This window comes from Neoroseomonas eburnea (assembly GCF_018129005.1).
Classification (GTDB): domain Bacteria; phylum Pseudomonadota; class Alphaproteobacteria; order Acetobacterales; family Acetobacteraceae; genus Neoroseomonas; species Neoroseomonas eburnea.
The window spans coordinates 18,237-42,339 of record NZ_JAAEDL010000018.1 but is presented as its reverse complement, the minus strand read 5'-3'; the positions used below and the strand labels follow the sequence as shown (position 1 = coordinate 42,339).

The window sequence follows — 24,103 nt, the reverse complement described above, 5'->3', positions numbered from 1 at the left end:
CCAGGTGTCGGCCAAGTGCCGCGCAGGCACGGGCGGCATCGTCGCGCAGGGGGGGCGCGATCATTGGTCCGGGTCGCGCGCTTGCGTCGCCGCGGAGCGCCGGTGGCGGGCGGCCAGCCGGTCGGTCTCGCTCATCCGATCAGGATCGCGCGGAAATCGTTGACGTTGGTCAGGGTGGGGCCGGTGGTGACGAGATCCCCGAGTGCTGCGAACAGGCGGTGGCTGTCGTGGCCGGCAAGCAGGCCGCGCGGATCGAGCCCCGCGGCGCGGGCGCGCGCCAGGGTGTCGGGGGTGGCGATGGCGCCGGCATTCTCCTCGGATCCGTCGATGCCGTCGGTGTCGCCCATCAATGCCCAGACGCCGGGCGCGCCGGCCAGGCCCAGGGTGCAGCCGAGCAGGCATTCCCCGTTCCGGCCCCCGCGGCCGGGATTCCCGGCACGAATCGTCACCGTGGTCTCTCCGCCCGAGAGCAACACGCAGGGGGCGGGCAGGGGGAGGCCATGGGCGCGGGCGGAGAGGGCGATGCCGGCGAGCACCGTGCCGACCTCCCGCGCCTCGCCCTCCAGGGCGTCGCCCAGGATGAGGGGCGTGAAGCCCAGCCCGCGCGCGGCCCCGGCCGCGGCCTCCAGCGCCATCAGCGGCGTCGCGATGAAGCGGTAGTCAGTGTCCGCCAGGCGCGGATCGCCGGGCTTGGGGCTTTCCTCCGCGGCGCGCGCGAGATGCGCGGTGACCGCCCCCGGCAGCGCCATGCGGTAATGGGCGACGAGGGCGCGGGCCTGCTCGAAGGTGGAGGGATCCGGCACGGTGGGGCCGGAGGCGATCACCGTCGGGTCGTCCCCCGGCACGTCGGAGATGGCGAGCGTCACCACCCGCGCCGGATGCGCCGCCGCCGCCAGCCGTCCGCCCGAGAAGGCGGAGAGATGTCGGCGGATGCAGTTCATCTCGTGGATGGTCGCGCCGGAGGCGAGCAGCGCCTTGTTCACCGCGATCAGATCGGCAAGCGCCAGCCCGGGGGCGGGCAGGGTGGTCAGCGAGGAGCCTCCACCGGAGACCAGGAACAGCACCAGGTCGCCCGCCGCCGCCGCGGCGGCGAGGTCCAGCATGCGCTGCGCCGCAATCGCGCCGGCCTCGTCCGGGACGGGGTGGGAGGCCTCGACGACCTCGATCCGCCTGGTCGGATGGCCATGGCCGTAGCGCGTGACGACGAGGCCGGAGAGCGGCACCTCCGGCCAGGCATCCTCCACCGCGGCGGCCATGACGGCGGCGGACTTGCCGGCACCGAGCACCAGCACGCGGCCGGCCGGCTTCTGCGGCAGGTGCCGCGCCAGCACGACGCGCGGATCCGCGCTCGCCACGGCGGCGTCGAACAGGCGGCGCAGCGCCTCGCGGGCCGATGCGTCGTCAAGGGCCATGCGGTCCGTCCTCGATCTCATCGGGCGGCATCATCCGCCCTCTCGCCCGCGAGGCAATCCCGGGCGCGCGCCGGCCTTCGCGTGGCGAAGTCCCGTGCTTGCCGTCGCCGGGCTGCCAGCCACCGCCCCCGATGGCCGGCCGATCCGCTGCCCTTCCCGCGGAACGCCATGACCTTCGCGGGCGGGGTGCTGGCGCCCTGGTGCGGAAGTCCTGCTTGCGCCGTTCTCGCGGCACCGGCCCCCGGTTGTCAGCAGGCCTGCTCATCCGTCGGGTCCGCGGGCGGTCAGGCGGACGCCATTCTCACGCCACCGCCCTTGCCTTCGGTGGCCTGCCTGTCCGCCGGAGATCCAGTGAACGAAACAGGCAGCGCACTACCCGCAACTCACCTCGTCCCAGGCCTGGACGGTCAGGTGGCGGCGGATGCGCCCGTCGCGCAGTTCGAGCGTCATCGCCGAGACCACGTGGCAGCCATCCGGATAGGCGCAGCGTTCCACGAAGGCGGCGCGGTGCGCGTCGCTCACGGCCTCGCCCACGGCATGGGTCATGTCGCGCGCGCAGACGTCGCGCCAGAAGGCCGCGATCGCCGGCCGGCCGACCAGGCGCAGCGGCGCGCTGGGCGGGCGGTTGCGGTCGATGATCTCCATCTCGGCATCCTCGTCGTAGAGCGCCAGCAGCGAGTCCGCGTCGCTCTGCTCGAGGGCTCGCTTCAGGGCCGCGAGATCGAAGGCGGCCGCGGCGGATGGCACGCTGTGCGACATGGCCTGTCCTCCCCGGCGCGGCGATCGTTCCGCCGCGCGCGCGGCAAGACTACACCCGGGGCCGGCGAACCGGGGGCGGCAAATCCATCCCGGCGGGAGGTTGGCGGCCGCTTCCGCCTGCACCAGATTGGCCCCGGACGAGGAGGATGCGCCATGCCCGTGCCCGACATCGACGACGCCACCCGCACCGAGCTGGAGGCCGCGGCCTTCCGGCGCCTGATCCAGCACCTGCGCGAACGCACCGACGTGCAGAACATCGACTTGATGAACCTGGCCGGCTTCTGCCGGAACTGCCTCTCCCGCTGGTACCGCGAGGCCGCCGAGGCGAGGGGCCTGCCGCTCGCCGACCCCGATGCGCGCGAGATCGTGTACGGCATGCCCTACCGGGAGTGGCAGGCGAAGTACCAGAAGGAAGCGACGGCCGAGCAGAAGGCGACGTTCGCCGCCGCGAATCCGGGGCATTGAAGGCCCATTCGGGAATGTCCCGAACGGCGCGTTCTCGTGCCGGCACCGGCCCGCGCGCCCAACCCGGCCACCCGACGACAGTATTCCGGACGGGTGGGGGGCACGGGCCGGTGCCGACATTCGCAAAGGGACAAGGTTGATGGCGCGCAGGCCCAAGGCTAAACCCGCCGCCCTTCAGACGGAGGCACGGAAGAACATGTCGCAGGCGGCGACGAAGCAGGACGATACCGAGGTCGGCGGCATCGCGGCCGATCGGCTGCGGTCCATCATCGAGCGCGTCGAACGGCTCGAGGAGGAGAAGAAGGCGCTCTCCTCCGACATCAAGGACATCATGGCGGAAGCGAAGTCGGCCGGGTTCGACGTGAAGGTGATCCGCCAGATCATCCGCATCCGCAAGCAGGAGCCGGCCGAGGTGGAGGAAATGGAGACGCTGCTCGACCTCTACCGCCGCGCGCTCGGCATGTGAGGGCGGTGGGTCACCGCATGGGGCATCGGAAGCATGCCCTGGGCGGTGATGGGGATCGATGGAAGGCGCGGGCCCGAGAAGATGCGGGCTCGCGCCCGAGCGAGGATCTCCTGTGCCGGTTGGCGGGAACGGGATTCTCTTCGCCGCGCCTGCGTGAAATGTCTTCCAGAGGGCAAGCCGTAACCTACTCGGTGCTCGCGATCCCGGCGGGCGGGTACCCCGGCGGCCGTCTTCCGTGCGGACGGGGCCTCAAGCGACGGCGCGGCGCGTCGCTGCCTCGTCATCGGATCATACCAGCGGCCGCTATTCGCGACCGCTGGCATCAGCCTTTTCGTGCCCTCATACCAACGGCCCTTTGGAATGACCGGTGAGGGCGGAATTGGAGGGGCCCTGCCCCTCCAAGCCACCCCGCCAAAGGCCCGAGGCCTTTGGAAACCATCATCTGGTGCCGCGCGGTTCAGACAGTCCCATCGTTTCGGAGCGCGATTCGTGCGCAAGGGCGGATTTCGGCACTGATCCTGACAGTGGCGCACGGCGCCAGGTATCGGCTTCCAAAGGCCTTTCGGCCTTTGGTGGGGAGAGCCCGAGAGGGGCAAGGCCCCTCTCGGTTCCACAGGTCAGGCAAACGGGCCATTGGTATCAGACGCCGGGCGCAAACCTCCGGTTTGCTCGGCTTCGCCGGACCCCGGCGGGCCGCATTCGCGGCTTCGGCACGAATCAAGAACTCGTGCCGTTGGCATCACTCCGCCGCGGCCGCGGTCTGCCAGGCGATCAGCCGGGCATAGGCTCCCCCCTTGGCCAGCAGCGCGGCGTGGGTGCCGCTCTCCACCACCCGCCCCTGTTCCATCACCACGATGCCGTCGGCATTGCGGATGGTGGACAGGCGATGGGCGATGACCAGCACCGTCCGGTTGGCCATCAGTGCCGCCAGCGCCCGGCGCACCTGCGCCTCGCTGATGGTGTCGAGATGGGAAGTCGCCTCGTCCAGCACCAGCACCGGCGCGTCCTTGAGGAAGGCGCGGGCGATGGCGATGCGCTGGCGCTGGCCGCCCGAAAGCTGGACGCCGCGCTCGCCGACCGGCGTCGCCAGGCCCTGCGGCAGGCCGGCGACGAAGCCGGACAGCGCGGCGCGTTCCAGCGCGAGGCCCATCTCCGTCGCCGTGGCCTCCGGCCGGGCGAGGCGGATATTGGCCTCCAGCGTGTCGTTGAACAGGTAGGTGTCCTGCGCCACCAGCGCGATGTGCTGGCGCAGCCCTTCCAGCGACAGCTCGCGCAGATCCACCCCGTCCAGCGTGACCCGCCCCGCATCGGGGTCCCAGAAGCGCAGCAGCAGGCTCGCCACGGTGGACTTGCCCGCCCCGGAAGGACCGACGAGGGCGATGGTGCGGCCGGCGGGCAGGGTGAGGTCGACGCCGTCCAGCGCCGGCCGGGTGCGGCCGGGATAGGTGAAGCGCACATCCGCGAACACCACCTCGGAGCCGCCGGGATGGTGCGCCGGGCGCAGCGTGCCATCCGTCACCAGCGGCACCTCCCGCTCCACCACCCGCAGGCGGCGCGTGGAGGCGATGGTGTCGGCGAGCTGCCGGCCGACCTGAGCGATCTCGGAAACCGGCAGGAAGGCGGCGATGGCGAGCAGGATCAGCATCGGCAGCAGCCCGGCCGCGAGCGTGCCCTGCGCCACCAGCGCGGCGCCCGCCGCGGCCACCGCGATGCCGCCGAGGCCGGTCGCCACCTCGAGCCCCGCCGCCGCGCGGGCCTGGTCGTCGAGCAGCGCGAGGCGATGGCGCTGATAGGTGGCGATGTGCGCCTGGAACGCGTCCCGCCGCATCGGGACGGCGCGGAAGGCGAGCAGGTCGCCGAGGCCCTGGATGGTTTCCGTCACATGGGCGCCGAGCGTCCCCAGCGCGCCGCGCGCCTCCGCCCCCATGCGGTCGATCCGCGCCCGGCCACGCAGCGGCGACAGCGCGGCAAACAGCAGGAAGGGCAGCAGCGCGACGGCCAGCGGCCAGGCGATGACCGCGAGCACGGCCAGCACCGTCAGCGGCACCAGCAGGGCCACCACGGCAGGGGCCACGGTATGGGCGTAGAAGTACTCCACCGTCTCCACATCGGTGGTCGCCAGCGCGACCAGATCCCCCGCGCGGCGGCGCATCAGGTAGGCCGGGCCCAGCGCGTCGAGCCTGGCGAAGAGGTCGATGCGCATCTCCGCCAGCAGGCGATAGGCCATGTCGTGCGCGAGCCAGGATTCCAGCCAGTGCAGCAGCCCGGCGGCGGGTGCCACGGCGAGCAGCGCGATGGCCAGGCCGAGGGTCGGCGCGCCGTCCCGCAGGGCGGCGATCAGCAGGGCGCCGAGCACGCCCACGCCGATGAAGGCGGCGACGCGCAGGATGCCGAGCAGCACCACCATCGTCATCTTGCCGCGCCAGGGCGCGATGTGGCGCAGCAGGCTGGCGATCGTCTCCCGCCAGCCGATGGATGCCGCCTCCGGCCCGAGTTCGACCGGGGCCGGGGCGTTGGCTTCCTCCGCCGCGACGCCCGCCGCGCCGATCTCCGCCAGGCGGTCGGGTGCCGCGGCGGCGCCGCGCTCGGCCGCCTGGTTGCCCATGAGCCGGCGATAGATGCCGTCCTGCCGAATGAGCTCGGCATGGCTGCCGCTTTCCACCACCCGTCCGTGGTCGAGCACCAGGATGCGGTCGGCGCCGATGACGCTGGACAGGCGATGCGCCAGGATCAGCGTGGTGCGACCCTGCATCAGCCGGTCCAGCGCCTGCTGGATGACCGCTTCGTTCTCGGCATCGACGGCGGACAGCGCCTCGTCGAGGATCAGGATCGGCGCATCGCGCAGCAGCGCCCGCGCGATGGCGATGCGCTGGCGCTGGCCGCCGGACAGGCGGGCGCCGCGTTCGCCGATCACCGCCCCGTAGCCGCCGGGCAGGGCCATGATGAAGTCATGCGCATTGGCGGCGCGGCAGGCGGCCTCCATCTCGGCCTCGCTCGCGCCGGGCCGGCCGAGGCGCAGGTTCTCGGCGATGCTGCCGTGGAACAGCGTGGCATCCTGCGCGACGATCGCCACCTGCGCGGCGATGCCGGCGGGATCGAGCCCCGCGACATCCTGCCCGCCGATGGTGATGCGCCCCGCCTGCGGGTCGTGCTGGCGCAGCAGCAGCCGGAGGATGGAGGACTTGCCCGCCCCGCTCGGCCCGACGATGCCCACGCGCTCCCCGGCCGCGATCGAGAAGTCGAGCCCGTCATGCGCGGGGGCGCGGCCGCCGGGATAGGCGAAGCGCACGCCCTCGAAGGCGATGGAGGGCGCCGGGCCTTCCCCGCCCAGGCGCAGCGTGGCGCCACCCGGCGCCACCGCGGGCTGCGCTTCCAGCAGCGCATTGACGCCATGGGCGGCGGACTGGCCGACCATGCCCTGGTGCAGCACGGAGCGCAGGTCGCGCAGCGGGCGGAAGATCTCGGTGCCGGCCATCAGCACCACCAGCAATGCCTCCAGGCTCATCTCGCCGGTGCCGACGCGATGCGCGCCGAGGATCAGCGCGATGGCCGCACCCAGCGCCATGCCCGTATCGGTGATGCCGCGCGTCAGCACGCCGAGCGCGAGGACCCAGAAGGTGCTCTGGTAGAGCGCCCGCGCCTTGGCGGCGAGCTTCTCGCCGTAGGACCGGCTCTGGCCGAAGGCCTGCAGCGTGGGCAGCCCCTGCACCGCGTCGAGGAACTCGCTGCCGAAGGCCTTGAAGGCCTTCTGGCGGGCGAGCGCGGCGCGCCGGTCCCACCGGTGCACCATCGCCGGCAGCACGAGCGTCACCAGCGACGCCGCCAGGAGGACCAGCGCCACCGGCACGTCCCAGAAGGCCATGAAAAGGAAGATCGCGACCGGCGCGCAGGCGGCGATGGCGAGTTGCGGCACGTATTGGCCGAAGAAGGTCTGCAGCTGCTCCACGCCATCGACCATGGAGAGCATCACGCCGCCGGTGCGCTCGCCGGCGAACCAGGCCGGGCCGAGTGCCGCGATGCGGTCGAAGAGCATGCCGCGCAGCCGGCCCTGCACCGCCGCCGCCGTCCGGTTGGCCTGCACCGTCCGCGCATGGTCCAGCGCCGCGCGCAGCAGGACGGCGAGCGCCGCGCCGGCCAGCGGCCAGGCGGCGGCCGCCATGCCTTCGCCCGCGAAGACGCGCGCCAGCGCCACGCCGAGGAAGGCGAAGCGGGCTATCCCGGCAGCCAGCGCGAGCAGGCCCAGCAGCACGCCCCCCGCCATGGCGAGCCGCAGCCCGGCCGTCAGGCGCCAGAGGCGAAGGTCGAAATACATGCTGGGCGCTCCTGGCTGCGCGAGGATTCGGCGGTAGGCTTGTCCTCCAGGCTGGCCGCCAGCCGATGGTTCCGCAAACGCAGGTTATTCATCTGCTGTTGAGCTATATTGAACGGCGATGAATGCCCATCTTCCTCCACTGGCCGCGCTCCGCGCCTTTGCCGCCGTCGCCCGCCAGGGCAGCTTCGCCCGCGCCGCCGCCTCGCTGCACGTCAGCACCAGCGCCGTCAGCCACCAGATCCGCGCGCTGGAGGCGGAACTGCGCACCCCGCTGCTGACCCGTGCGCGCAACGGCGCCGGGCACAGCCGCACCGAGCCGACCCCGGCCGGCGCCGAGCTGTTGGTGGCGGTGGAGGAGGCGCTGACACGGCTCGGCGATGCCTGCGACGCCATCCGCGGCCAGGCCCGGCGGGCGCGCCCCCATCTGACGGTGGCGGCCAACGGGTCCTTCGCCTCGCTGTGGCTGGCGCCGCGGCTCGCGACCTTCGCCGGCCAGCATCCGAGCACGGCCTGGACCATGCGGGCGGTCGAGGAGGACCGGCCCGACATGATGCGGGAGGGGATCGACCTCGCCATCCTGCGCGTGCGGGCCGGGGCGGTGCGTCCCCCGGACCAGCTCCTGTTCGAGGAGACCATCTTTCCGGTCTGCAGCCCGGCGCTTGCCGGGCTGGAACGGCCTGACGGGCTGCTGCGCCACAGCCTGCTGGAGGAATCGCACAACGAGAGCCCCGAGAAGGATTGGCGCCATTGGCTGGGCCTGCTCGGCCTGCCGACGGCGTCGCGCCGGATCGTCCGGTTCAGCAGTTTCAACCAGGTGATCGCGGCGGCGATCGCCGGTGCCGGCGTCGCGCTCGGGCGCGTCCCGATGCTGGATGCCGAACTCGCCTCGGGGCGATTGGTGCGGCTGTTCGCGCCGCACGAACTGCCGGGATCCTGGGTCTTCGCCCTGCACAACCGGCCGGGCTTGGCGCGGGATCCGCATGTGCTCCTGCTGCGGAACTTCCTGCTGGAATCGGCGCGCGGCGCGTGAGCCTGCGCCACGCCCGCGGAAGGCCGTGTACCGGGGAGGGGCCTGCGGGCCTCCCGCCGCGGCTTGAGGCTCTCGCCGTGCTTCCGTACACCGGGGCCTTCGAGTGCCATGGGACGATGATGGACATGCAGCGCGGGTTGCCGCCTTCCGACCGAGGCCCGCGCGCATGAGCGATGCCATCGCCCGGCCCGTCGCGTGCCTGCCGGCCGGCGAGGATTTCCTCCTCCTGCCGCCGTCCCAGCAGCCGCATGCCTATGCGAATGTGGACCGCATCTTCGCGACCCGCCCCATCCTGCGCGGCCCGCGCATGCGCGCCCTGCCGCGCGGGGCGGAGATCGTCGCGCGCTACCGCGTGGGCGGGCGCGACCTCGGCATCGCGGACTACATGCGGCGCGCCAACGTCGCCGGGCTGATCGTGCTCAGTGAGGGGCAGATCGTCCTCGAACGCTATGGGCTGGGGCTGACGGAAGCGACGCGCTGGTCGACCATGTCCACGGTCAAGTCGCTGACCTCGACCCTGGTGGGCGTGGCGCTGCGGCAGGGGCGGATCGGCAGCCTCGAGGACAGCGTCGCCGGCTACCTGCCGGCCTTGCGGGGGTCGGCCTATGACGCGGTGAAGGTGCGCCACCTGCTCACCATGTCCTCCGGCGTGCGCTGGAGCGAGGACTACACGGACCGCAATTCGGACGTGAACCGCTACAGCAAGTCCCTGGGCGACAAGGTGCCGGGCGGGGTGCTGGCGCTGATGCGCTCGCTGCCGCCGGAGGCGCCGCCGGGCACCCGCTTCAGCTACTGCACCGGGGATACCTATGTGCTCGGCTGCCTGGTCTCCGCCGCGATGGGGGAGCCCCTGGCCGAGACCATGTCGCGCAGCATCTGGGCGCCGGCCGGCATGGAATTCGACGCCTACTACACGCTGGAATCCGATGGCGGGCAGGAGATCGGCGGCAGCCGCGCCGGCATCGCGCTGCGCGACTTCGCCCGCTTCGGCCAGTTCATCCTCGACGACGGCATCGTGGATGGCCGCCGCATCCTGCCGCAGGGCTGGGTCGCGGATGCCGGCAGCCGCCACTTCGACCTCGATCCCGCGACCAACAGCTATGGCGCGGTCGGCTACGGCTACAGCTGGTGGATCGATCCGGACGGGGCGATGGTCGCGGTCGGCTTCGCCGGGCAGAGCATCTACGTCAACCGGGCGGCGGGGGTGGTCATCGTCACGCTCGCCTGCTGGCCCCAGCCGCCCTACGCCGCCGCCTACGGCATCGATTTCGGGGCCGAGCGCAGGGCCTTCCACCGCGCGGTGCTGGCCGCGCTGGGCCAGGGCGGCGCGGCGGCACCGTAACGAAGCCGCGCCGGGCGGGCTGGCCGCGCCTGCCCGAAGGCGTTAGACCATGCGCAACCCCCGGCCGGTGCGCCGCCCAGGCGCCCGGCCGCATCCCTGCCGCAGGACCGTCCGCACATGCCCCAGTACCGTTCGCGCACCACCACCCATGGCCGCAACATGGCCGGCGCCCGTGGCCTGTGGCGCGCGACCGGGATGAAGGACGGCGATTTCGGCAAGCCCATCATCGCCGTGGCCAACAGCTTCACCCAGTTCGTGCCCGGCCATGTCCACCTGAAGGACCTCGGCCAGCTGGTGGCGCGGGAGATCGAGGCCGCCGGCGGCGTGGCGAAGGAATTCAACACCATCGCGGTGGATGACGGCATCGCCATGGGCCATGACGGCATGCTCTACAGCCTGCCCTCGCGCGACCTGATCGCCGACAGCGTCGAATACATGGTCAACGCGCATTGCGCCGACGCGATGGTCTGCATCTCCAACTGCGACAAGATCACGCCGGGCATGCTGATGGCCGCGATGCGGCTCAACATCCCGACGATCTTCGTCTCCGGCGGGCCGATGGAGGCCGGCAAGGTGGTCCATCGCGGCCAGAAGCGCAGCGTCGACCTGATCGATGCGATGATCGTCGCCGCCGACAGCAGCGTCACCGATGCCGAGGTGCAGGTCATCGAGCGCTCGGCCTGCCCGACCTGCGGGTCCTGCTCGGGCATGTTCACCGCCAATTCGATGAACTGCCTGACCGAGGCGCTGGGCCTCGCGCTGCCCGGCAACGGCACCGTCGTCGCGACGCATGCCGACCGCAAGCGGCTGTTTCTCGAAGCCGGCCGCCGCATCGTCGAGATCACGCGCCAGCACTACGAGACCGACGACATGTCCGTGCTGCCGCGCAGCATCGCGACCGTCGCGGCGTTCGAGAACGCGATGACGCTCGACATCGCCATGGGCGGGTCGACCAACACGGTGCTGCACCTGCTGGCCGCGGCGCATGAAGGCGGCGTCGCCTTCGGCATGCAGGACATCGACCGGCTGTCCCGCCGCGTGCCGGTGCTGTGCAAGGTCGCGCCCTCGGTCGCCAATGTGCATGTCGAGGACGTCCACCGCGCCGGCGGCATCATGGGCATCCTGGGCGAGCTCGACCGCGCCGGGCTGCTCGACACCTCGGTCTCCCGCGTCGATGCGCCGAGCCTCGCCGAGGCGCTGCAGCGCTGGGACGTGCGCCGCACCGCCGACGACAAGGTGCGCGAATTCTTCCGCGCCGCCCCCGGCGGCGTGCCGAGCATCGAGGCCTTCAGCCAGGCCGAGCGATGGGAGGATCTCGATCTCGACCGCGAAGGGGGCGTCATCCGCGACGTCCCGCATGCCTTCTCGGCCGATGGCGGGCTGGCGGTGCTCCACGGCAACCTCGCCGAGCACGGCTGCATCGTGAAGACGGCGGGGGTGGATGCCTCCATCCTGGTCTTCTCCGGCCCGGCCCGCGTCTTCGAGAGCCAGGATGCGGCGGTTGAGGGCATCCTCGGCGGTGCGGTGAAGGCCGGCGACGTCGTCGTGGTGCGCTATGAGGGGCCGCGCGGCGGGCCCGGCATGCAGGAGATGCTGTACCCGACCAGCTACCTGAAGTCGAAGGGCCTCGGGAAGCAATGCGCGCTGGTGACGGATGGACGCTTCTCGGGCGGGTCCTCGGGCCTGTCGATCGGGCATCTCTCGCCGGAGGCGGCGGAGGGCGGGCTGGTCGGCCTGGTCGAGGACGGCGACCGGATCGAGATCGACATCCCCGGCCGCAGCATCCGCCTCGCGGTGGCGGAGGACGAGCTGGCCCGCCGCCGGGCGGCGATGGAGGCGAAGGGCGAGGCCGCCTGGCAGCCCGCCGCGCCCCGTGCGCGCAATGTCAGCACGGCGCTGCGGGCCTACGCCGCGATGGCGACGAGCGCGGCCAGGGGCGCGGTGCGGGACCTGCGGGGACTGCGGCGCGGCTGATCGCGGCCGGCCGTTCGGCTGGCCCGGTATCCGGATCCTGGCTTCGCGCGCGGCCGCCCGGCACGGGATCGGTGGCGGCGCGTCCGCGCCGGCGAAGCGGGATCCGCCGGAATCAACGGATTCCCAGAAACCCGCGAACCGCACGGCAGCCCCGCGCGGGTGGGGTCTGGCCTCCTTCGCCCACCCTGGTCATCATTGATCGGAAACATCCCGGGTGGAACCTCAATGACCGCCGAAGGCCCCGCAGAGTCCCGCGCGCCCACGCCGGCGCAGGCCCTGTCCCAGAAGCGCGCCGCGCCGCCGGTGCCGCCGAACCTGCAGAAGTTCCTGTCGCTCAACGATTTCGAGGCGGCGGCGCAGAAGCACCTGCCGAGGATGCTGCACGGCTACCTCGCCGGCGGCGTCGAGACGGACTGGTCGCTGGAGGACAACCGTCGCGCCTTCGCCGAATGGGGCTTCATCCCGCGCTGCCTGGTCGATGCCCGCGCGCGCAGCACGGCCGCCACGCTGTTCGGCAAGGAGTACGACGCGCCCTTCGGCATTCCGCCGATGGGGTCCTCGGCGCTGATCGCCTATCGCGGCGACCTGGTGCTGGCCCAGGCGGCGCGTGCGAAGCGCATCCCGATGATCATGTCGGCCTCCTCGCTGATCAGGCTGGAGGAGGTGGCGAAGGCCAATCCGGATGCCTGGTACCAGGCCTACCTGCCGGGCGAGCCCGAGCGCATCGAGCCGCTGGTGGACCGCGTCGTCGCCGCGGGCTTCCAGACCTTCGTGCTGACCGTGGACGTGCAGGTTTCGTCCAACCGCGAGAACAACATCCGCAACGGCTATTCCATCCCGCTGAAGCCCTCCCTGCGGCTGTTCTGGCAGGGGGCGACGCATCCACGCTGGTCCTTCGGCACGTGGTTCCGCACGCTGAAGAACCACGGCATGCCGTATTTCGAGAACATGGATGCCGGGCGCGGCCCGCCGATCCTCTCGCGCGAGCTCGAACGCGCCTTCGGCGCGCGCGACGGGCTGTCCTGGCCGCATCTCGAACTCATCCGCAGGCGCTTCCCCGGCAAGCTGCTGATCAAGGGCGTGCTGCACCCGGACGACGTGGTGCGCGCGAGGGAGATCGGGGTGGACGGCTTCATGGTCTCGAACCATGGCGGGCGGCAGCTCGACGGCGCGGTGTCGGGCCTGCGCATGCTGCCGGAGATCGTGCAGGTCGCCGGCGGATTGCCGGTGATCTACGACGGCGGCGTGCGGCGCGGGACGGACGTGCTGAAGGCCTATGCGCTCGGCGCGGCCTTCGTCTTCGTCGGCCGGCCGATGCTCTGCGCCGCGGCGGTGCGCGGGCAGCCCGGCGTGGAACGCGCGATCGACCTGCTGAAGGAAGAGATCCACCGCGACCTCGCGCTGATCGGGGCGAACTCGATGGCGGAACTCGGGCCGCGGTTCCTGCGGCGGGTGTGAGGGGGCGGGGCCATCGCGGCCCCGCCACCCTTCGACGCTTCCGGCGGGCGATCGCCCGCCCGCCGCGGCTATCTCTGCGCCGCGATATACGCCATCAGGTCGTTGATCTGCGTCTCGTTGCGCAGGCCGGGGAAGGACATGCTGCCGGTCGGCACGACGGATTTCGGATTCTGGACGTAGGCGCGCAGGCGGTCCTCGGTCCAGGTCAGGCCGCCTTCCGCCAGGCTGCGCATGTTGGCGGAGTAGCGGAAGCCCTCGACGGCGCCGGCACGGCGGCCGACGATGCCCCACAGGTTGGGGCCGACGCCGTTGCGGCCGCCCTGGTCAATGGTGTGGCAGGCGCGGCACTGGTTGAATACGCGCTGGCCGGCGGCCGCGTCGCCGGACTGGGCGAAGCCCGTCCCCGGCATCGCCACCGCGGCTGCCATCACCATCGCCACCATCACTCGTCGCATGGGCAACTCCTTTCGACGGGTTCGCGCCGGGCTGACGTCGCGTCGCGCCGGCGTGCCTCGGCGCTTCGCTCGACCAACCCCTGAGGCGGAATGGGCCCGCCGTGCCGATCTTGCAAGGCGAAAGCGCCGGGCCGCGGACGGGGCTGTTCGCCCTTGCGAAGGGCTGCAACCTGCGCCATTCCCAGCCTCCATCGGCCGGCACGCGAGGGCCGGGTGCCGCCGGCCGCATGATCCATGTCAACGCCATCGCGCCAAGCCTCTGATTTGCTGCGCGACCTGGCGGGTGGCCCAGCGCCGCCGAGGGAGCAGCGATGGACTACGAAGCCTATTTCCGGGCGCGGATCGACGACCTCCGGCGGGAGGGCCGCTACCGCGTCTTCGCCGACATCGAACGCTGCGCCGGCGGCTTCCCGCGCGCGATGCGCCACCTGGGCGGGCAGCTCCGCGAGGTCACCGTCTGGTGCTCCAACGACTATCTCGGCATGGGGCAGCATCCGAAGGTGCTGGCGGCGATGCATGCGGCGCTCGACCGCTACGGCGCCGGCGCCGGCGGCACGCGCAACATCTCCGGCACCAACCACGAGCATGTGCTGCTGGAACGCGACCTCGCCGCGCTGCACGGCACCGAGGCGGCGCTGCTGTTCAACTCCGGCTACATGTCGAACTGGGCGTCGCTGTCGACGCTGGCCTCGCGCATCCCCGGCTGCGTCATCGTCTCGGACGAGATGAACCATGCCTCGATGATCGAGGGCATGCGCCATTCGCGCGCCGATCGGCGCGTCTTCCGGCACAACGACGTCGCCGACCTGCGCCGCCTGCTGGCGGAGCTCGACCCCGCCCTGCCGAAGCTCGTGGCCTTCGAGAGCGTCTACTCGATGGACGGCGACATCGCGCCGATCGCCGACATCTGCGACGTCGCGGATGCCCATGGCGCCATGACCTATTGCGACGAGGTGCATGGCGTCGGCCTCTATGGCCCGACCGGCGGCGGCATCACCGAACGCGACGGCGTCGCGCATCGGCTGACGGTGATCGAGGGCACCCTCGCCAAGGCCTTCGGCGTGATCGGCGGCTACATCGCGGGCTCGGCGGCGATGGTGGATTTCGTGCGCTCCTTCGCCTCGGGCTTCATCTTCTCGACCGCGCTGCCGCCGGCGGTCGCGGCGGGCGCGCGGGCGGCGATCGCGCATCTGCGCGAGAGCGGCGCGGAGCGCGACAGGCTGCACGAGCGCGCCGCGACGCTGCGCAGCCGCCTCGATGCGATCGGCGTGCCGCATCTGCCGAACACGAGCCACATTGTGCCGGTGATGGTCGGCGACGCGGTGCTGTGCAAGACGGTCAGCGACCTGCTGCTCGACGAGCACGGCATCTACGTGCAGCCGATCAACTACCCGACCGTGCCGCGCGGGACGGAGCGGCTGCGCATCACGCCGTCCCCGGTGCATTCCGATGCCGACATCGACCGGCTGGTCGCGGCTCTCGGGGATGTGTGGGCGCGCTTCAGCCTGAAGCGCGCCGCGTAATGCCGGTGCGGCGCCGCGTCCTGGCCCGGACGGCGCCATCGGGCGGGGCCTCGTCGCCGGCGCACCGATGAGCGCGCGCTTCCATCTGCCGGCCTGGCACGCGCAGCGGGTCGAGCTGAACGACGAGGTGCATGCGCGTCCGCCCGAGGCGCTGGTGGCGCCGGCCTCGATCTCATACCTCGCGCTGATCCCGCCCGAGGGCGCGCCGAGCGACCAGTCGCTCGATGCCGTGCGCGACCTCGTGCGCCGCGTCGGCGGTCCCGCGCCGGCGCCGGGCGCGAGCCACTACAGCACCGATCTCGGGGCCTTCCGGCTGAAATGGGAGCGGCACACCGAGTTCAGCCGCTTCATGGTCATCGTCCCGGGCGTCGCGCCCGACCCTTTCGCGCGCACGGCGATGGATGCGGTTCCCGCCGACTGGGTGGCGGCGCTGCCCGGGCGGGTGATCGTCGCCGCGCATGCCGCGCTTCTGCACGATGACGGCGCGCCGCTCGACCTTGCCGGGATTGCCGAGCGCTGCTTCGCGGGCAACGACCTGGTCGGGGCCGAGGTGAGTGGCGGCCGCGCCACCGCCATCACCGACTTCCGGATCCATGGCGACGGTTTCAGCCGCTTCATGCTGCTCGACCGCGGCATGGGCCGGCGCCAGGCCGGCCGCGTCCTGCAGCGGCTGCTGGAGGTCGACACCTACCGCATCATGGCGCTGCTCGCCCTGCCGGTGGCGCGCGCTCTCTCGCCCCTGCTTTCGGCCCAGGAACGCGAACTGGCCGACGTCACCGGCGCGCTCGTCGCCTGCGCCGAGAATGACGAGCCGGTGCTGCTTGATCGGCTGACCCGCCTGGCGGCCGAGATCGAAAGCGCCGAGGCGCGCAACCGCTACCGCTTCTCGGCCGCCCGCGCCTATTACGAGCTCGTCCAGCGCCGCATCGACGACGTGCGCGAAGGCCGCATCGAGGGCTTGCAGACGATGCGCGAATTCACCGAGCGGCGCCTTGCGCCCGCCATGAACACCGTGCGCGACGTGGCGCGCCGGCAGGAATTGCTCAGCCAGCGCGTCGCCAGGGCGACGCAGCTGCTGTCGACCCGCGTGGACCTGACGCGCGAGCGACAGAACCAGGCCCTGCTCGCCTCGATGGACCGGCGTGCGCAGCTGCAGCTCCGCCTGCAGCAGACGGTGGAGGGGCTTTCGGTCGCCGCGATCACCTACTACGTCGTCGGTCTCATCGCCTATGTGGCCAAGGCGCTGGCCGATGGCGGGCTCGCCGTGCAGCCCGGACTCGTCGTGGGTATCGCGGTGCCGGTGGTCGCGGCAGCGGTCTTTGCCGGCATGCGGCGCCTGCGCCGGCACATGGAGCACGACGGGGCCTGACCGGCGCCTTGTGCCGGCCAGCCCCTCGGCTGGCCCCGTATCGGGGGCCCTGCTTCGCGCGCAGCCGCCCCACCGGCCCGGCGCGCCATGCCGTTCGCCTTGCCGATGACCGGGTCACCGGCAAGGCCCGGCGGTACTATGCCACGGATGAGAGCGGCGGCCGGCCGCGGATGAAGTCGCTGCCGCGCTCGGCGATCATCATCGTCGTCGCATAGGTGTTGGCCGAGGTCATGGACGGCATGATCGAGGCATCGACCACCCGCAGCGCCTCCAGCCCGTGCACCTGCAGCCGGTCGTTGACGACGGCGGTGCTGTCCTCGGCCGTACCCATGCGGCAGGTGCCGATCAGGTGGTAGGTGGTCGAGCCGTTGCGGTAGGCGAAGTCGAGCAGCTCGTCGTCGCGCTCGACATTCACGCCGGGGAGCACCTCGCTGTCCAACAGCTTCGCCATCTGCGGCGTGTTGAGCAGGCGGCGGATCAGGCGGATGCCGCCGAGGTGGACGCGGCGGTCCATCTCGTCGGCCAGGTAGTTGGGCTGGATCTCGGGATCCTCGAAGACATCGGCGCTCCTCGCGCGGACCCAGCCGGTGCTTTCGGGGCGGTGCTGCCAGGCGCCGGCGGTGCAGCCGGGATAGTCGTCCAGCACGTAGACCTTGCCCTCGGCATAGGAGCCGGGGGTGAAGACGCCCTGCAGGTCGGGCTCGTCCAGCCCCTCGAAGGACTTCCAGAAGATGTGCACGTGCGATGGCGCGGTGGCGAGGATGGACGGCCTGCCCATCGCCCAGCGCGCCACCTGCTGCGCGAGCTTGAATCCCTTGGCGAGCTGGTTCAGCGTCTCCACCCCGTCCTTCGCGCGCATGACGATGCGGGACGCGTAGTGGTCGCGGAAATTCTCCCCCACCGGCAATTCGTGGAAGACCGGCACGCCGATGCGCGCCAGCGTCGCGGCCGGGCCGATGCCCGAGACCTGCAGCAGCCGCGCCGTGTTCACCGTGCCGGCGGAGATGATCACCTCGCGCCGCGCGCGCACCTCCATGGGCGTGCCGTTGCGCTGCGTCAGGTAGCGGATGCCGACCGCGCGCCGGCCCTCGAAGACGATGCCGCAGGCGCGGGCATTGGTGCGGACGTCCAGTTCCTTCCGCGCCATCGCCGGCCTGAGGAAGGCGCGCGCGGCGGAGACCCGCCAGCCTTTCTGGATGCCGCGCTGGAAATACCCCACACCGGCCTGGTCGCCGCTGTTGTAGTCCGGGTTGCGCGGCAGGCCCGCCGCCACGCAGCCTTCGATGAAGGCTTCCGAGAGCGGGTGGATCCAGTCCATGTCGGTGACGGGCAGGGACCCCTGCTTGCCGCGGCGGTCGTCGCGGCCGAAGCCGATGCGGCGCTCGGTGCGCATGTAGTAGGGCAGGCAATCCTCGTAGCCCCAGCCGCGGTTGCCGCGCTGCGCCCAGGAATTCAGGTCCCCCGGCTGGCCGCGATTGTAGATCATGCCGTTGACCGAGGAGGAGCCGCCGAGCGTCCGGCCCTGCGTCGTGGCGATGCCGCGGCCGCCGGTGCGCTCGGTCGGCGCGGTCTTGAACTGCCAGGTGACGGAAGGGTCGACCAGCGTCTTGATGAAGCCGGCCGGGATGTGGATCCAGGGGTTGCGGTCCGGCGGGCCCGCTTCCAGCACGCAGACGGTCACGCCCGGATCCTCGGTGAGGCGCGCGGCGAGGATCGACCCCGCGGCGCCGGCGCCGACGATGACGTAGTCGAAGGTGTCGGGCGTGCTGGCCATCTGGACGCGACTCTCCCTGCCGTGGCGGGCCAGCCTAGGCGCGCCGCCAGCGTCCCGCCAGACGGCGACAGCGCCGGCGGGCTGCGCCATGCTCCGCCCCCTCGGCGAGCATCCGGAGGAATCGCATGACCAAGACAGCCCTGGCAGAAGCGGCTGCCGGCTTCATCGCCCCGCCCCGCCGCGCGGGCTGGATCGAGCGGCCGGATGCGCGCATCCGCTACGAGGTGACGGGGCAGGGGCCGGCGCTCGTCTTCGCGCACGGCCTCGGCGGCTGCCTGCTCTCCTGGTGGCAGCAGGTGGCGCATTTCGCGCCGCGCTACACCTGCGTGGCCTTCTCCCATCGCGGGTTCTTCCCCTCGACGGCGCCGGCCGCCGGGCCCGATCCGGCGGAGTATGCGGGGGATGTGGCGGCGCTGGTCGACGAGCTGCGCCTGGGCGACATCCGGATGGTCTGCCAGTCCATGGGCGGCTGGAGCGGGGTGGAATACGCGCTGATGCGGCCGGGACGGGTGAAGGCGCTGGTGCTGGCGGCGACGACGGGTTCGCTCGACCCGCGGCAGATGCGGGAGCCGGAACGCTCGCGCCTCGCGACCTGGAGCAGGGAGAGCGCGGAGGCGCGGTCGGACCTGCTGGCGCGCAACATGCTGCCGGCCTCGGGCGCGCGCATGGCGGAGGAACAGCCGGCGCTGCACCAGCTCTACACCCACATCAACGGGTTGTCGCAGGGCTTCGACCGGGAGGCGGTGCGCGCGAAGCTGCATGCGGCCCGGACGCGGCGGCCGGAGGATTTCGCGGCCGCGAACACCCCGGTGATGTTCGTGCCCTGTGAGGAGGACGTGGTCATCCCGCCCTTCGCGCCGGCGGGGATGGCGCCGGTGATCCCGGGCGCGCGCGTCTCGCCGCTGCCGAAGGCGGGGCATTCCGGTCACTTCGAGCATGCCGCGGCCTTCAACGCCAAGGTGGATGCCTTCTTCGCGGAGGTCGGCGCATGACGCAGCGCGTGCTGACCGCGGCGATCGGCGACTACCCGCACACCGCAGCCCTTGCCGACACACCGGCGCTGCGGCTCGATCGTGTCTCGATCACGCCCATCAACATGGCCTTCGCGCCGATGGTGCGCGACTTGCGCTTCGACGTCTGCGAAATGGCCATCGCCACCTTCCTGATGGCGAAGGAGGCCGGCATCCCCATCACCCTGCTGCCGGTGGTGATGGCCGAACGCTACCAGGAAGGCGCGCTGGTCTGCCCGAAGGACAGCCCGATCCGGGGTCCCGCCGATCTGAAGGGAAGGCGCGTCGGCGTGCGCGCCTACAGCCAGACGACGGGGATGTGGCTGCGCGGCGTGCTGGCGGACAGCCACGGCGTCCCGCCGGAATCCATCGCCTGGACGACCTTCGAGGACGCGCATGTGCCCACCTTTCGCGACCCGCCCTTCGTGACGCGCGCGGCACCGGGCAGCGACATTGCGGGCATGCTGCGCGCCGGCGAGCTGGACGCCGCGATCTTCGGCTTCGAGGTGCCCGAGGACATGCGGACGGTCTTCCCCGATCCCGCCGCCGCCGGGCGCGACTTCCAGGCGCGCTACGGCTTCAAGCCGGTGAACCACCTGGTGGTGGTGAAGTCGGAACTGGCGCGCGACGCGGCGGTGATGGAGGGGCTGCGGCACGCCTTCGCGGCATCGCTGACGACGCCCGAGGCGCTGGCGCCGGCCATCGCGCTCGCCGGCCGCTTCTGCGCGGAGCAGGGGCTGATCTCCAGGCCCCTGACGCCCGGGCAGGTCTGGTCCTAGAGCAGATCCCGATCAGGTGGAATCAGCTGATCGGGCAAAGATGCTCGCGAAAACAAAAGGCTGGAGCGGTTGCCGTGAGCCAAGGCGAACGGAAGCCGCTCTAGGCGACGGCCTGCGGCCCACGCACGAGGCGGCCGGGCAGCGCCCCCGTCGCCTCGCCCTCGCGATAGGTGATCGCGCCGGACAGCACCGTCGCGACATAGCCTTCCGCCTCCTGCACCAGCCGCTTGCCGCCGGCGGGAAGGTCATAGCGCATCTCGGGCGGGCGCATCCGCAGCCGCGCGAAGTCGATGACGTTGATGTCGGCCTTGCGCCCGGCCGCCACCACGCCGCGATCCGCCAGCCCCATCGCCACCGCATTGTCGTGGCTGATGCGCTTCACCGCCTGCTCCAGCGGCAGCCGCGGCCCGCGCGTGCGGTCGCGCGCCCAATGCACCAGCATATGCGTCATGCAGGACGCATCGCAGATGTAGCCGACATGGGCCCCGCCATCGCCGAGGCCCATCAGCGTGTGCGGATGCGTCATCATCTCGCGGATCGCGGCGAGGTCGCCATCGGCGTAGTTCAGCAGCGGCCGGTTCAGGATGGCGCGCCCGTCGCGTTCCAGCATCAGGTCGTAGCACAGCGCCTCGGCCGCCATGCCGCGCGCGGCGGCCATGGCGGCGACGGAACGCTCGGGCGGCGGTTCGTAGTCGGGCGGGTCGCCGAGCGGGAAGATCTTGTCCCAGTTGTTCAGCCGTACCTTCAGCGCGCTGTCGTCGGTCGGCTCCGCCAGGATGCGCGCGCGCCGCGCCGGGTCGCGCAGCATGGCGACGCGCTCGGGCAGCGGCAGATGCGCGACCTCGCGATAGGACGGCCGCGTCAGGAAAGGGTGCTGCGAGAGTTCGAAGCCGAACATCAGCCCGACCGGGCGGCCCATGACCTGGCCGAACATCGTCACGCCATCGGCATTGGCGTCCTCGACCCGGTCGAGCAGCCAGCGCCAGAAGGCGGGCTTCGATTCCCGCTGCAACAGGGAGAAGGTGAGCGGCCGCCCCGCCACCGCGGCGACGCGGCGCAGGCGGGCGAATTCCTCCTCGGCCGGGTCGTCGAAGTCGGAGATCACCTGCAGCCAGCCGCCGCCGTGGTTGCGCAGCGCGCGGGCCAGGGCTTCGAGTTCGGCCTCGGGCGCGCCGAGGGTGGGGATGTGCCGCCCGTCCAGCGTGCGATGCGCCAGCGCGCGGGACGTTGAGATGCCCACTGCACCCGCCGCCAGGCCCTCCGCCGCCAGCCGCGCCATCTCCAGGCATTCGGCTTCGGTCGCCTCGGCATGGGCTTCCGCGCGTTCGCCCATCACATGCACGCGCAGCGGAGCGTGCGTGACCATCGCCGCGATGTCGGTGTCGTAGCGGCGGCCGCCGAGGAAGTTCAGGTAGTCGGGGAAGGATTCCCAGCACCAGGGCAGGCCTTCCGTCAGCACGACCTCGGGCAGGTCCTCCACACCCTCCATCAGCTTCACCAGCATGTCGCGCCGTTCCGGCCGGCAGGGCGCGAAGCCGACGCCGCAATTGCCGATCAGCGCGGTGGTGACGCCGTTGATGGAGGAGGAGAGGAGCTGGCTGCTCCAGGTCGCCTGCGCGTCGTAGTGGGTGTGGATGTCGATGAAGCCGGGCGTGACGAGCAGGCCCTTGGCGTCGATCTCCTCCACGCCGCGGCCGGCGACGCGGCCGACCTCGACGATGCGGGAGCCCTGCACCGCGACATCGGCCTCGAACGGCGCGGCGCCGGTGCCGTCCACCACGGTGCCGCCGCGGATGACCAGGTCGTGCATGCTGCGCTTCCTTCAGACCGAGAGCACGATCTTGCCGAAGTGCCGGTTGGCCTTCATGTGGGCCAGCGCCTCGACCGCCTGGTCCAGCGGGAAGACCTTGTCGATCGGCAGGCTGAAGCGGCCTTCCTGCACGGCGCCCCACAGGTCGCGCTTCATCGCGGCGTATTCGGCGCGGATCTCGTCGCGGGACCGCGTGCGGTGCGTGACGCCGATATAGGCGATGCGGCGGTTGGCATGCAGGTCGAAGTCGAACTCGCCCCTGCTGCCGCCGAGCCGCCCGACATTGACGATGCGGCCGGTGATCGCGGTGCAGCGCATCGCCGCGTTGATGGTGGGCCCGCTGACCTGGTCCACCACCAGGTCCGCGCCCTTGCCGCCGGTCGCCGCCAGCACGGCATCCGGCCAGCCGGCATCCCCGGTGTCCACCGCGAGGTCGGCGCCGAACTCGGCGAGCCTCCCCCGCCGCGCCGCATCGGTCGAAGTGCCGGCGACGAAGCCCGCCCCCATGAACTTCGCGATCTGCATCGCCATCAGCCCGACGCCGGAGGAGGCGCCGAGGATCATCACGCTCTCGCCCTTCGCCAGCCGCCCGTTCACCACCAGCGCGTCGTGCATGGTGGCGAGCGCCACCGGCAGCGTCGCCGCCTGTTCCCAGGAGAGGTTGCGGTCCGGCACCGGCAGCACGCGGCCCATGTCCGCGATCGCGTATTCGGCATAGCCGCCGGCGCCGGAGGCGGTCACGCGGTCGCCCGGCCTGATCCCCGTGACGGCGCTGCCGACCGCGGCGACCTCGCCGGCGAAATCGAGGCCGAGGATGGTCCCCGGCCCGCCCATCGCGCCATGCGCATGCCCGGCGGCAACGCCGAGATCGGCGCGGTTCAGCGTCGCGGCGCGGACGCGGACCAGCACCTCCTCGGGCCCCGGGGCGGGGCGGGGCATGTCCTGCACCCGCACGCCCTCCGCCGTGACGACAGCCGCGCGCATCGTTTCCGTCATGGTCGTTCCCATTCCCCCGGTGCCGTTGAGGCCCCGCACACGGATGGGGCCGTCCGGCACGGTGCGCAAGCCCTCGATCGCGGCCGACCCTGCGCGCGGCGGCACGCGCACGGTTTCCCGGCGGCATCGATGCGTCCTAGAATTCCCCGGGGCCCAGATTGCGCAGGCGGAGCGTACCGATGCCCAGATGCGATGGGACCCGTGCAGGCCGCAGCCGTGGCGACGCGCCGCGACGCGGCTGTGCCCGTCGCGGCTGGCTCGTCCTCGCCGCGGCCTCCGTCGCCGCCTGCGCCGCCCGCCGGCCGGCCGCCCCGCCGCCGCCCGATGCCGCCGGCGCGGAGGCCCAACGCCTGCGCGCCATCATGCTCGCCGACGTGCCCGGCGCCGCGGTGCCGGATCCGGCGCAGGCGGCGCGCTGGATCGCCCTTGCGCGCAGCGCGCTGGACGCGGCCGGCCGCCTGCCGCAGGGCACGGAACTGGCGCTCCTGGTGGACCGCGCGCCCGCCGTGCAGCGCATCGGCCTGCTGCTGCTGCGCGCCGAAGGCCCTTGGGAGGTGCTGGCCACCGCACCGGCCTCGACCGGCATCACCGGCCGGCGCGGCTATTTCGTCACCCCGACCGGCGTCTTCGTGAACGATGGCGGCATCATGGGCTATCGCGCGCTCGGCACGCCCAATCGCGAAGGCATCCGCGGCCTTGGCGCGCAGGGCATGCGGGCCTGGGATTTCGGCTGGGTCTGGGCACCGCGCGGCTGGACGGAGGACGGCAGCGAGGCGCCCATCCGCTTCCTCCTCCACGCCACCGACCCCGACCATTTCGAGCCGCGCCTCGGCGAGCCGGGATCGCAGGGCTGCGTGCGCATCGGCGGGGCGATGAACATCTTCCTCGACCGCCACGGCGTCATCGACGCCGATGCCGAGCGTATCGCGGCCGAGAGCCCGCGCATGGCCGCGCTGCTTGCCCCCGACCGGACGCCGACGGCGATCGCCGGGCGGATGCTGATCGTGGTGGACAGCGCCGCGCGGTGACCGCGCCGCGGATGGCGCAGGCCGGTCCGGCAGGAAAGCCCCTGCTGCGCGGGCGGTCGCCACGCCGGCCCGGCGCGCCGGGACCCTGCCGGGGGGCGAGCCCTCGCGCTTCGCGATCATGCCGCCGAGCCTTGCCGATGA

The 24,103-nt window shown here is 72.2% G+C and carries 18 protein-coding genes; 11 read left to right on the top strand and 7 right to left on the bottom strand.

Translation table 11 applies throughout. The features are described 5' to 3' along the window. Positions 1–131: 131 nt before the first annotated feature. Together GXW74_RS17770 and GXW74_RS17765 are read right to left on the bottom strand one after the other, a co-directional pair. Positions 132–1,412, bottom strand: a complete 1,281-nt coding sequence (locus tag GXW74_RS17770) for a glycerate kinase type-2 family protein (protein ID WP_211847876.1) — start codon at positions 1,410–1,412, stop codon at positions 132–134. A gap of 372 nt (positions 1,413–1,784) precedes the next feature. Further along, positions 1,785–2,171: a nuclear transport factor 2 family protein gene (locus GXW74_RS17765; RefSeq protein ID WP_211847875.1), complete on the bottom strand. Its 387-nt coding sequence runs from the start codon at positions 2,169–2,171 to the stop codon at positions 1,785–1,787. A 153-nt stretch (positions 2,172–2,324) separates the two neighbouring features. On the opposite strand from GXW74_RS17765, the gene GXW74_RS17760 reads away from it, so the two are divergent. Both GXW74_RS17760 and GXW74_RS17755 read left to right on the top strand, forming a co-directional pair. Further along, complete coding sequence (locus tag GXW74_RS17760) at positions 2,325–2,636, top strand: DUF1244 domain-containing protein (RefSeq protein WP_211847874.1); 312 nt, start codon at positions 2,325–2,327, stop codon at positions 2,634–2,636. 196 nt (positions 2,637–2,832) lie between these two features. Then, complete coding sequence (locus GXW74_RS17755; RefSeq protein ID WP_211847942.1) at positions 2,833–3,102, top strand: DUF2312 domain-containing protein; 270 nt, start codon at positions 2,833–2,835, stop codon at positions 3,100–3,102. 739 nt (positions 3,103–3,841) lie between these two features. Here GXW74_RS17755 and GXW74_RS17750 read toward each other — a convergent pair. Next, a complete protein-coding gene (locus GXW74_RS17750; protein WP_246523591.1) occupies positions 3,842–7,414 on the bottom strand; it encodes an ABC transporter ATP-binding protein in 3,573 nt (1,190 codons plus the stop codon). Between the two features lie 118 nt (positions 7,415–7,532). On the opposite strand from GXW74_RS17750, the gene GXW74_RS17745 reads away from it, so the two are divergent. From GXW74_RS17745 to GXW74_RS17730, 4 genes are all read left to right on the top strand, one after another. Next, positions 7,533–8,444 carry a LysR substrate-binding domain-containing protein gene (locus GXW74_RS17745; protein ID WP_211847873.1) on the top strand — a complete coding sequence of 304 codons (912 nt, stop codon included), beginning with the start codon at positions 7,533–7,535 and terminating at the stop codon, positions 8,442–8,444. 166 nt (positions 8,445–8,610) lie between these two features. Next, positions 8,611–9,786, top strand: a complete 1,176-nt coding sequence (locus GXW74_RS17740) for a serine hydrolase domain-containing protein (protein WP_211847872.1) — start codon at positions 8,611–8,613, stop codon at positions 9,784–9,786. Positions 9,787–9,903: 117 nt separating this feature from the next. Further along, positions 9,904–11,760: a dihydroxy-acid dehydratase gene (ilvD, locus tag GXW74_RS17735; protein ID WP_211847871.1), complete on the top strand. Its 1,857-nt coding sequence runs from the start codon at positions 9,904–9,906 to the stop codon at positions 11,758–11,760. A 225-nt stretch (positions 11,761–11,985) separates the two neighbouring features. Beyond that, entirely contained in the window at positions 11,986–13,218 is a 1,233-nt protein-coding gene (locus tag GXW74_RS17730; protein ID WP_211847870.1) for an alpha-hydroxy acid oxidase, read from the top strand. Positions 13,219–13,286: 68 nt separating this feature from the next. On the opposite strand, the gene GXW74_RS17725 is transcribed toward GXW74_RS17730, so the two are convergent. Further along, entirely contained in the window at positions 13,287–13,673 is a 387-nt protein-coding gene (locus GXW74_RS17725; RefSeq protein WP_211847869.1) for a c-type cytochrome, read from the bottom strand. A 311-nt stretch (positions 13,674–13,984) separates the two neighbouring features. On the opposite strand from GXW74_RS17725, the gene hemA reads away from it, so the two are divergent. Both hemA and GXW74_RS17715 read left to right on the top strand, forming a co-directional pair. Next, complete coding sequence (gene hemA / locus GXW74_RS17720; RefSeq protein WP_211847868.1) at positions 13,985–15,196, top strand: 5-aminolevulinate synthase; 1,212 nt, start codon at positions 13,985–13,987, stop codon at positions 15,194–15,196. A gap of 67 nt (positions 15,197–15,263) precedes the next feature. Then, entirely contained in the window at positions 15,264–16,565 is a 1,302-nt protein-coding gene (locus GXW74_RS17715) for a DUF3422 family protein (RefSeq protein ID WP_211847867.1), read from the top strand. A gap of 136 nt (positions 16,566–16,701) precedes the next feature. Here the strand turns inward: GXW74_RS17715 and GXW74_RS17710 are convergent, their stop codons facing one another. Continuing rightward, the gene (locus GXW74_RS17710) at positions 16,702–18,339 is read right to left on the bottom strand and encodes a GMC family oxidoreductase (RefSeq protein WP_211847866.1); all 1,638 of its coding nucleotides are present in this window, start codon (positions 18,337–18,339) and stop codon (positions 16,702–16,704) included. Between the two features lie 125 nt (positions 18,340–18,464). On the opposite strand from GXW74_RS17710, the gene GXW74_RS17705 reads away from it, so the two are divergent. Together GXW74_RS17705 and GXW74_RS17700 are read left to right on the top strand one after the other, a co-directional pair. Further along, positions 18,465–19,331 carry an alpha/beta fold hydrolase gene (locus tag GXW74_RS17705; protein ID WP_211847865.1) on the top strand — a complete coding sequence of 289 codons (867 nt, stop codon included), beginning with the start codon at positions 18,465–18,467 and terminating at the stop codon, positions 19,329–19,331. Then, the gene (locus tag GXW74_RS17700; protein ID WP_211847864.1) at positions 19,328–20,128 is read left to right on the top strand and encodes an ABC transporter substrate-binding protein; all 801 of its coding nucleotides are present in this window, start codon (positions 19,328–19,330) and stop codon (positions 20,126–20,128) included. The genes GXW74_RS17705 and GXW74_RS17700 overlap by 4 nt, the downstream gene beginning before the upstream one ends. 100 nt (positions 20,129–20,228) lie before the next feature. On the opposite strand, the gene GXW74_RS17695 is transcribed toward GXW74_RS17700, so the two are convergent. Both GXW74_RS17695 and GXW74_RS17690 read right to left on the bottom strand, forming a co-directional pair. Then, positions 20,229–21,938, bottom strand: a complete 1,710-nt coding sequence (locus GXW74_RS17695; RefSeq protein ID WP_211847863.1) for an N-acyl-D-amino-acid deacylase family protein — start codon at positions 21,936–21,938, stop codon at positions 20,229–20,231. A gap of 12 nt (positions 21,939–21,950) precedes the next feature. Beyond that, positions 21,951–22,934, bottom strand: coding sequence for a quinone oxidoreductase family protein (locus GXW74_RS17690; protein ID WP_211847862.1), 984 nt, complete (start codon positions 22,932–22,934; stop codon positions 21,951–21,953). Between the two features lie 179 nt (positions 22,935–23,113). On the opposite strand from GXW74_RS17690, the gene GXW74_RS17685 reads away from it, so the two are divergent. Continuing rightward, positions 23,114–23,962, top strand: a complete 849-nt coding sequence (locus tag GXW74_RS17685) for a hypothetical protein (RefSeq protein ID WP_211847861.1) — start codon at positions 23,114–23,116, stop codon at positions 23,960–23,962. Positions 23,963–24,103 lie beyond the last annotated feature (141 nt).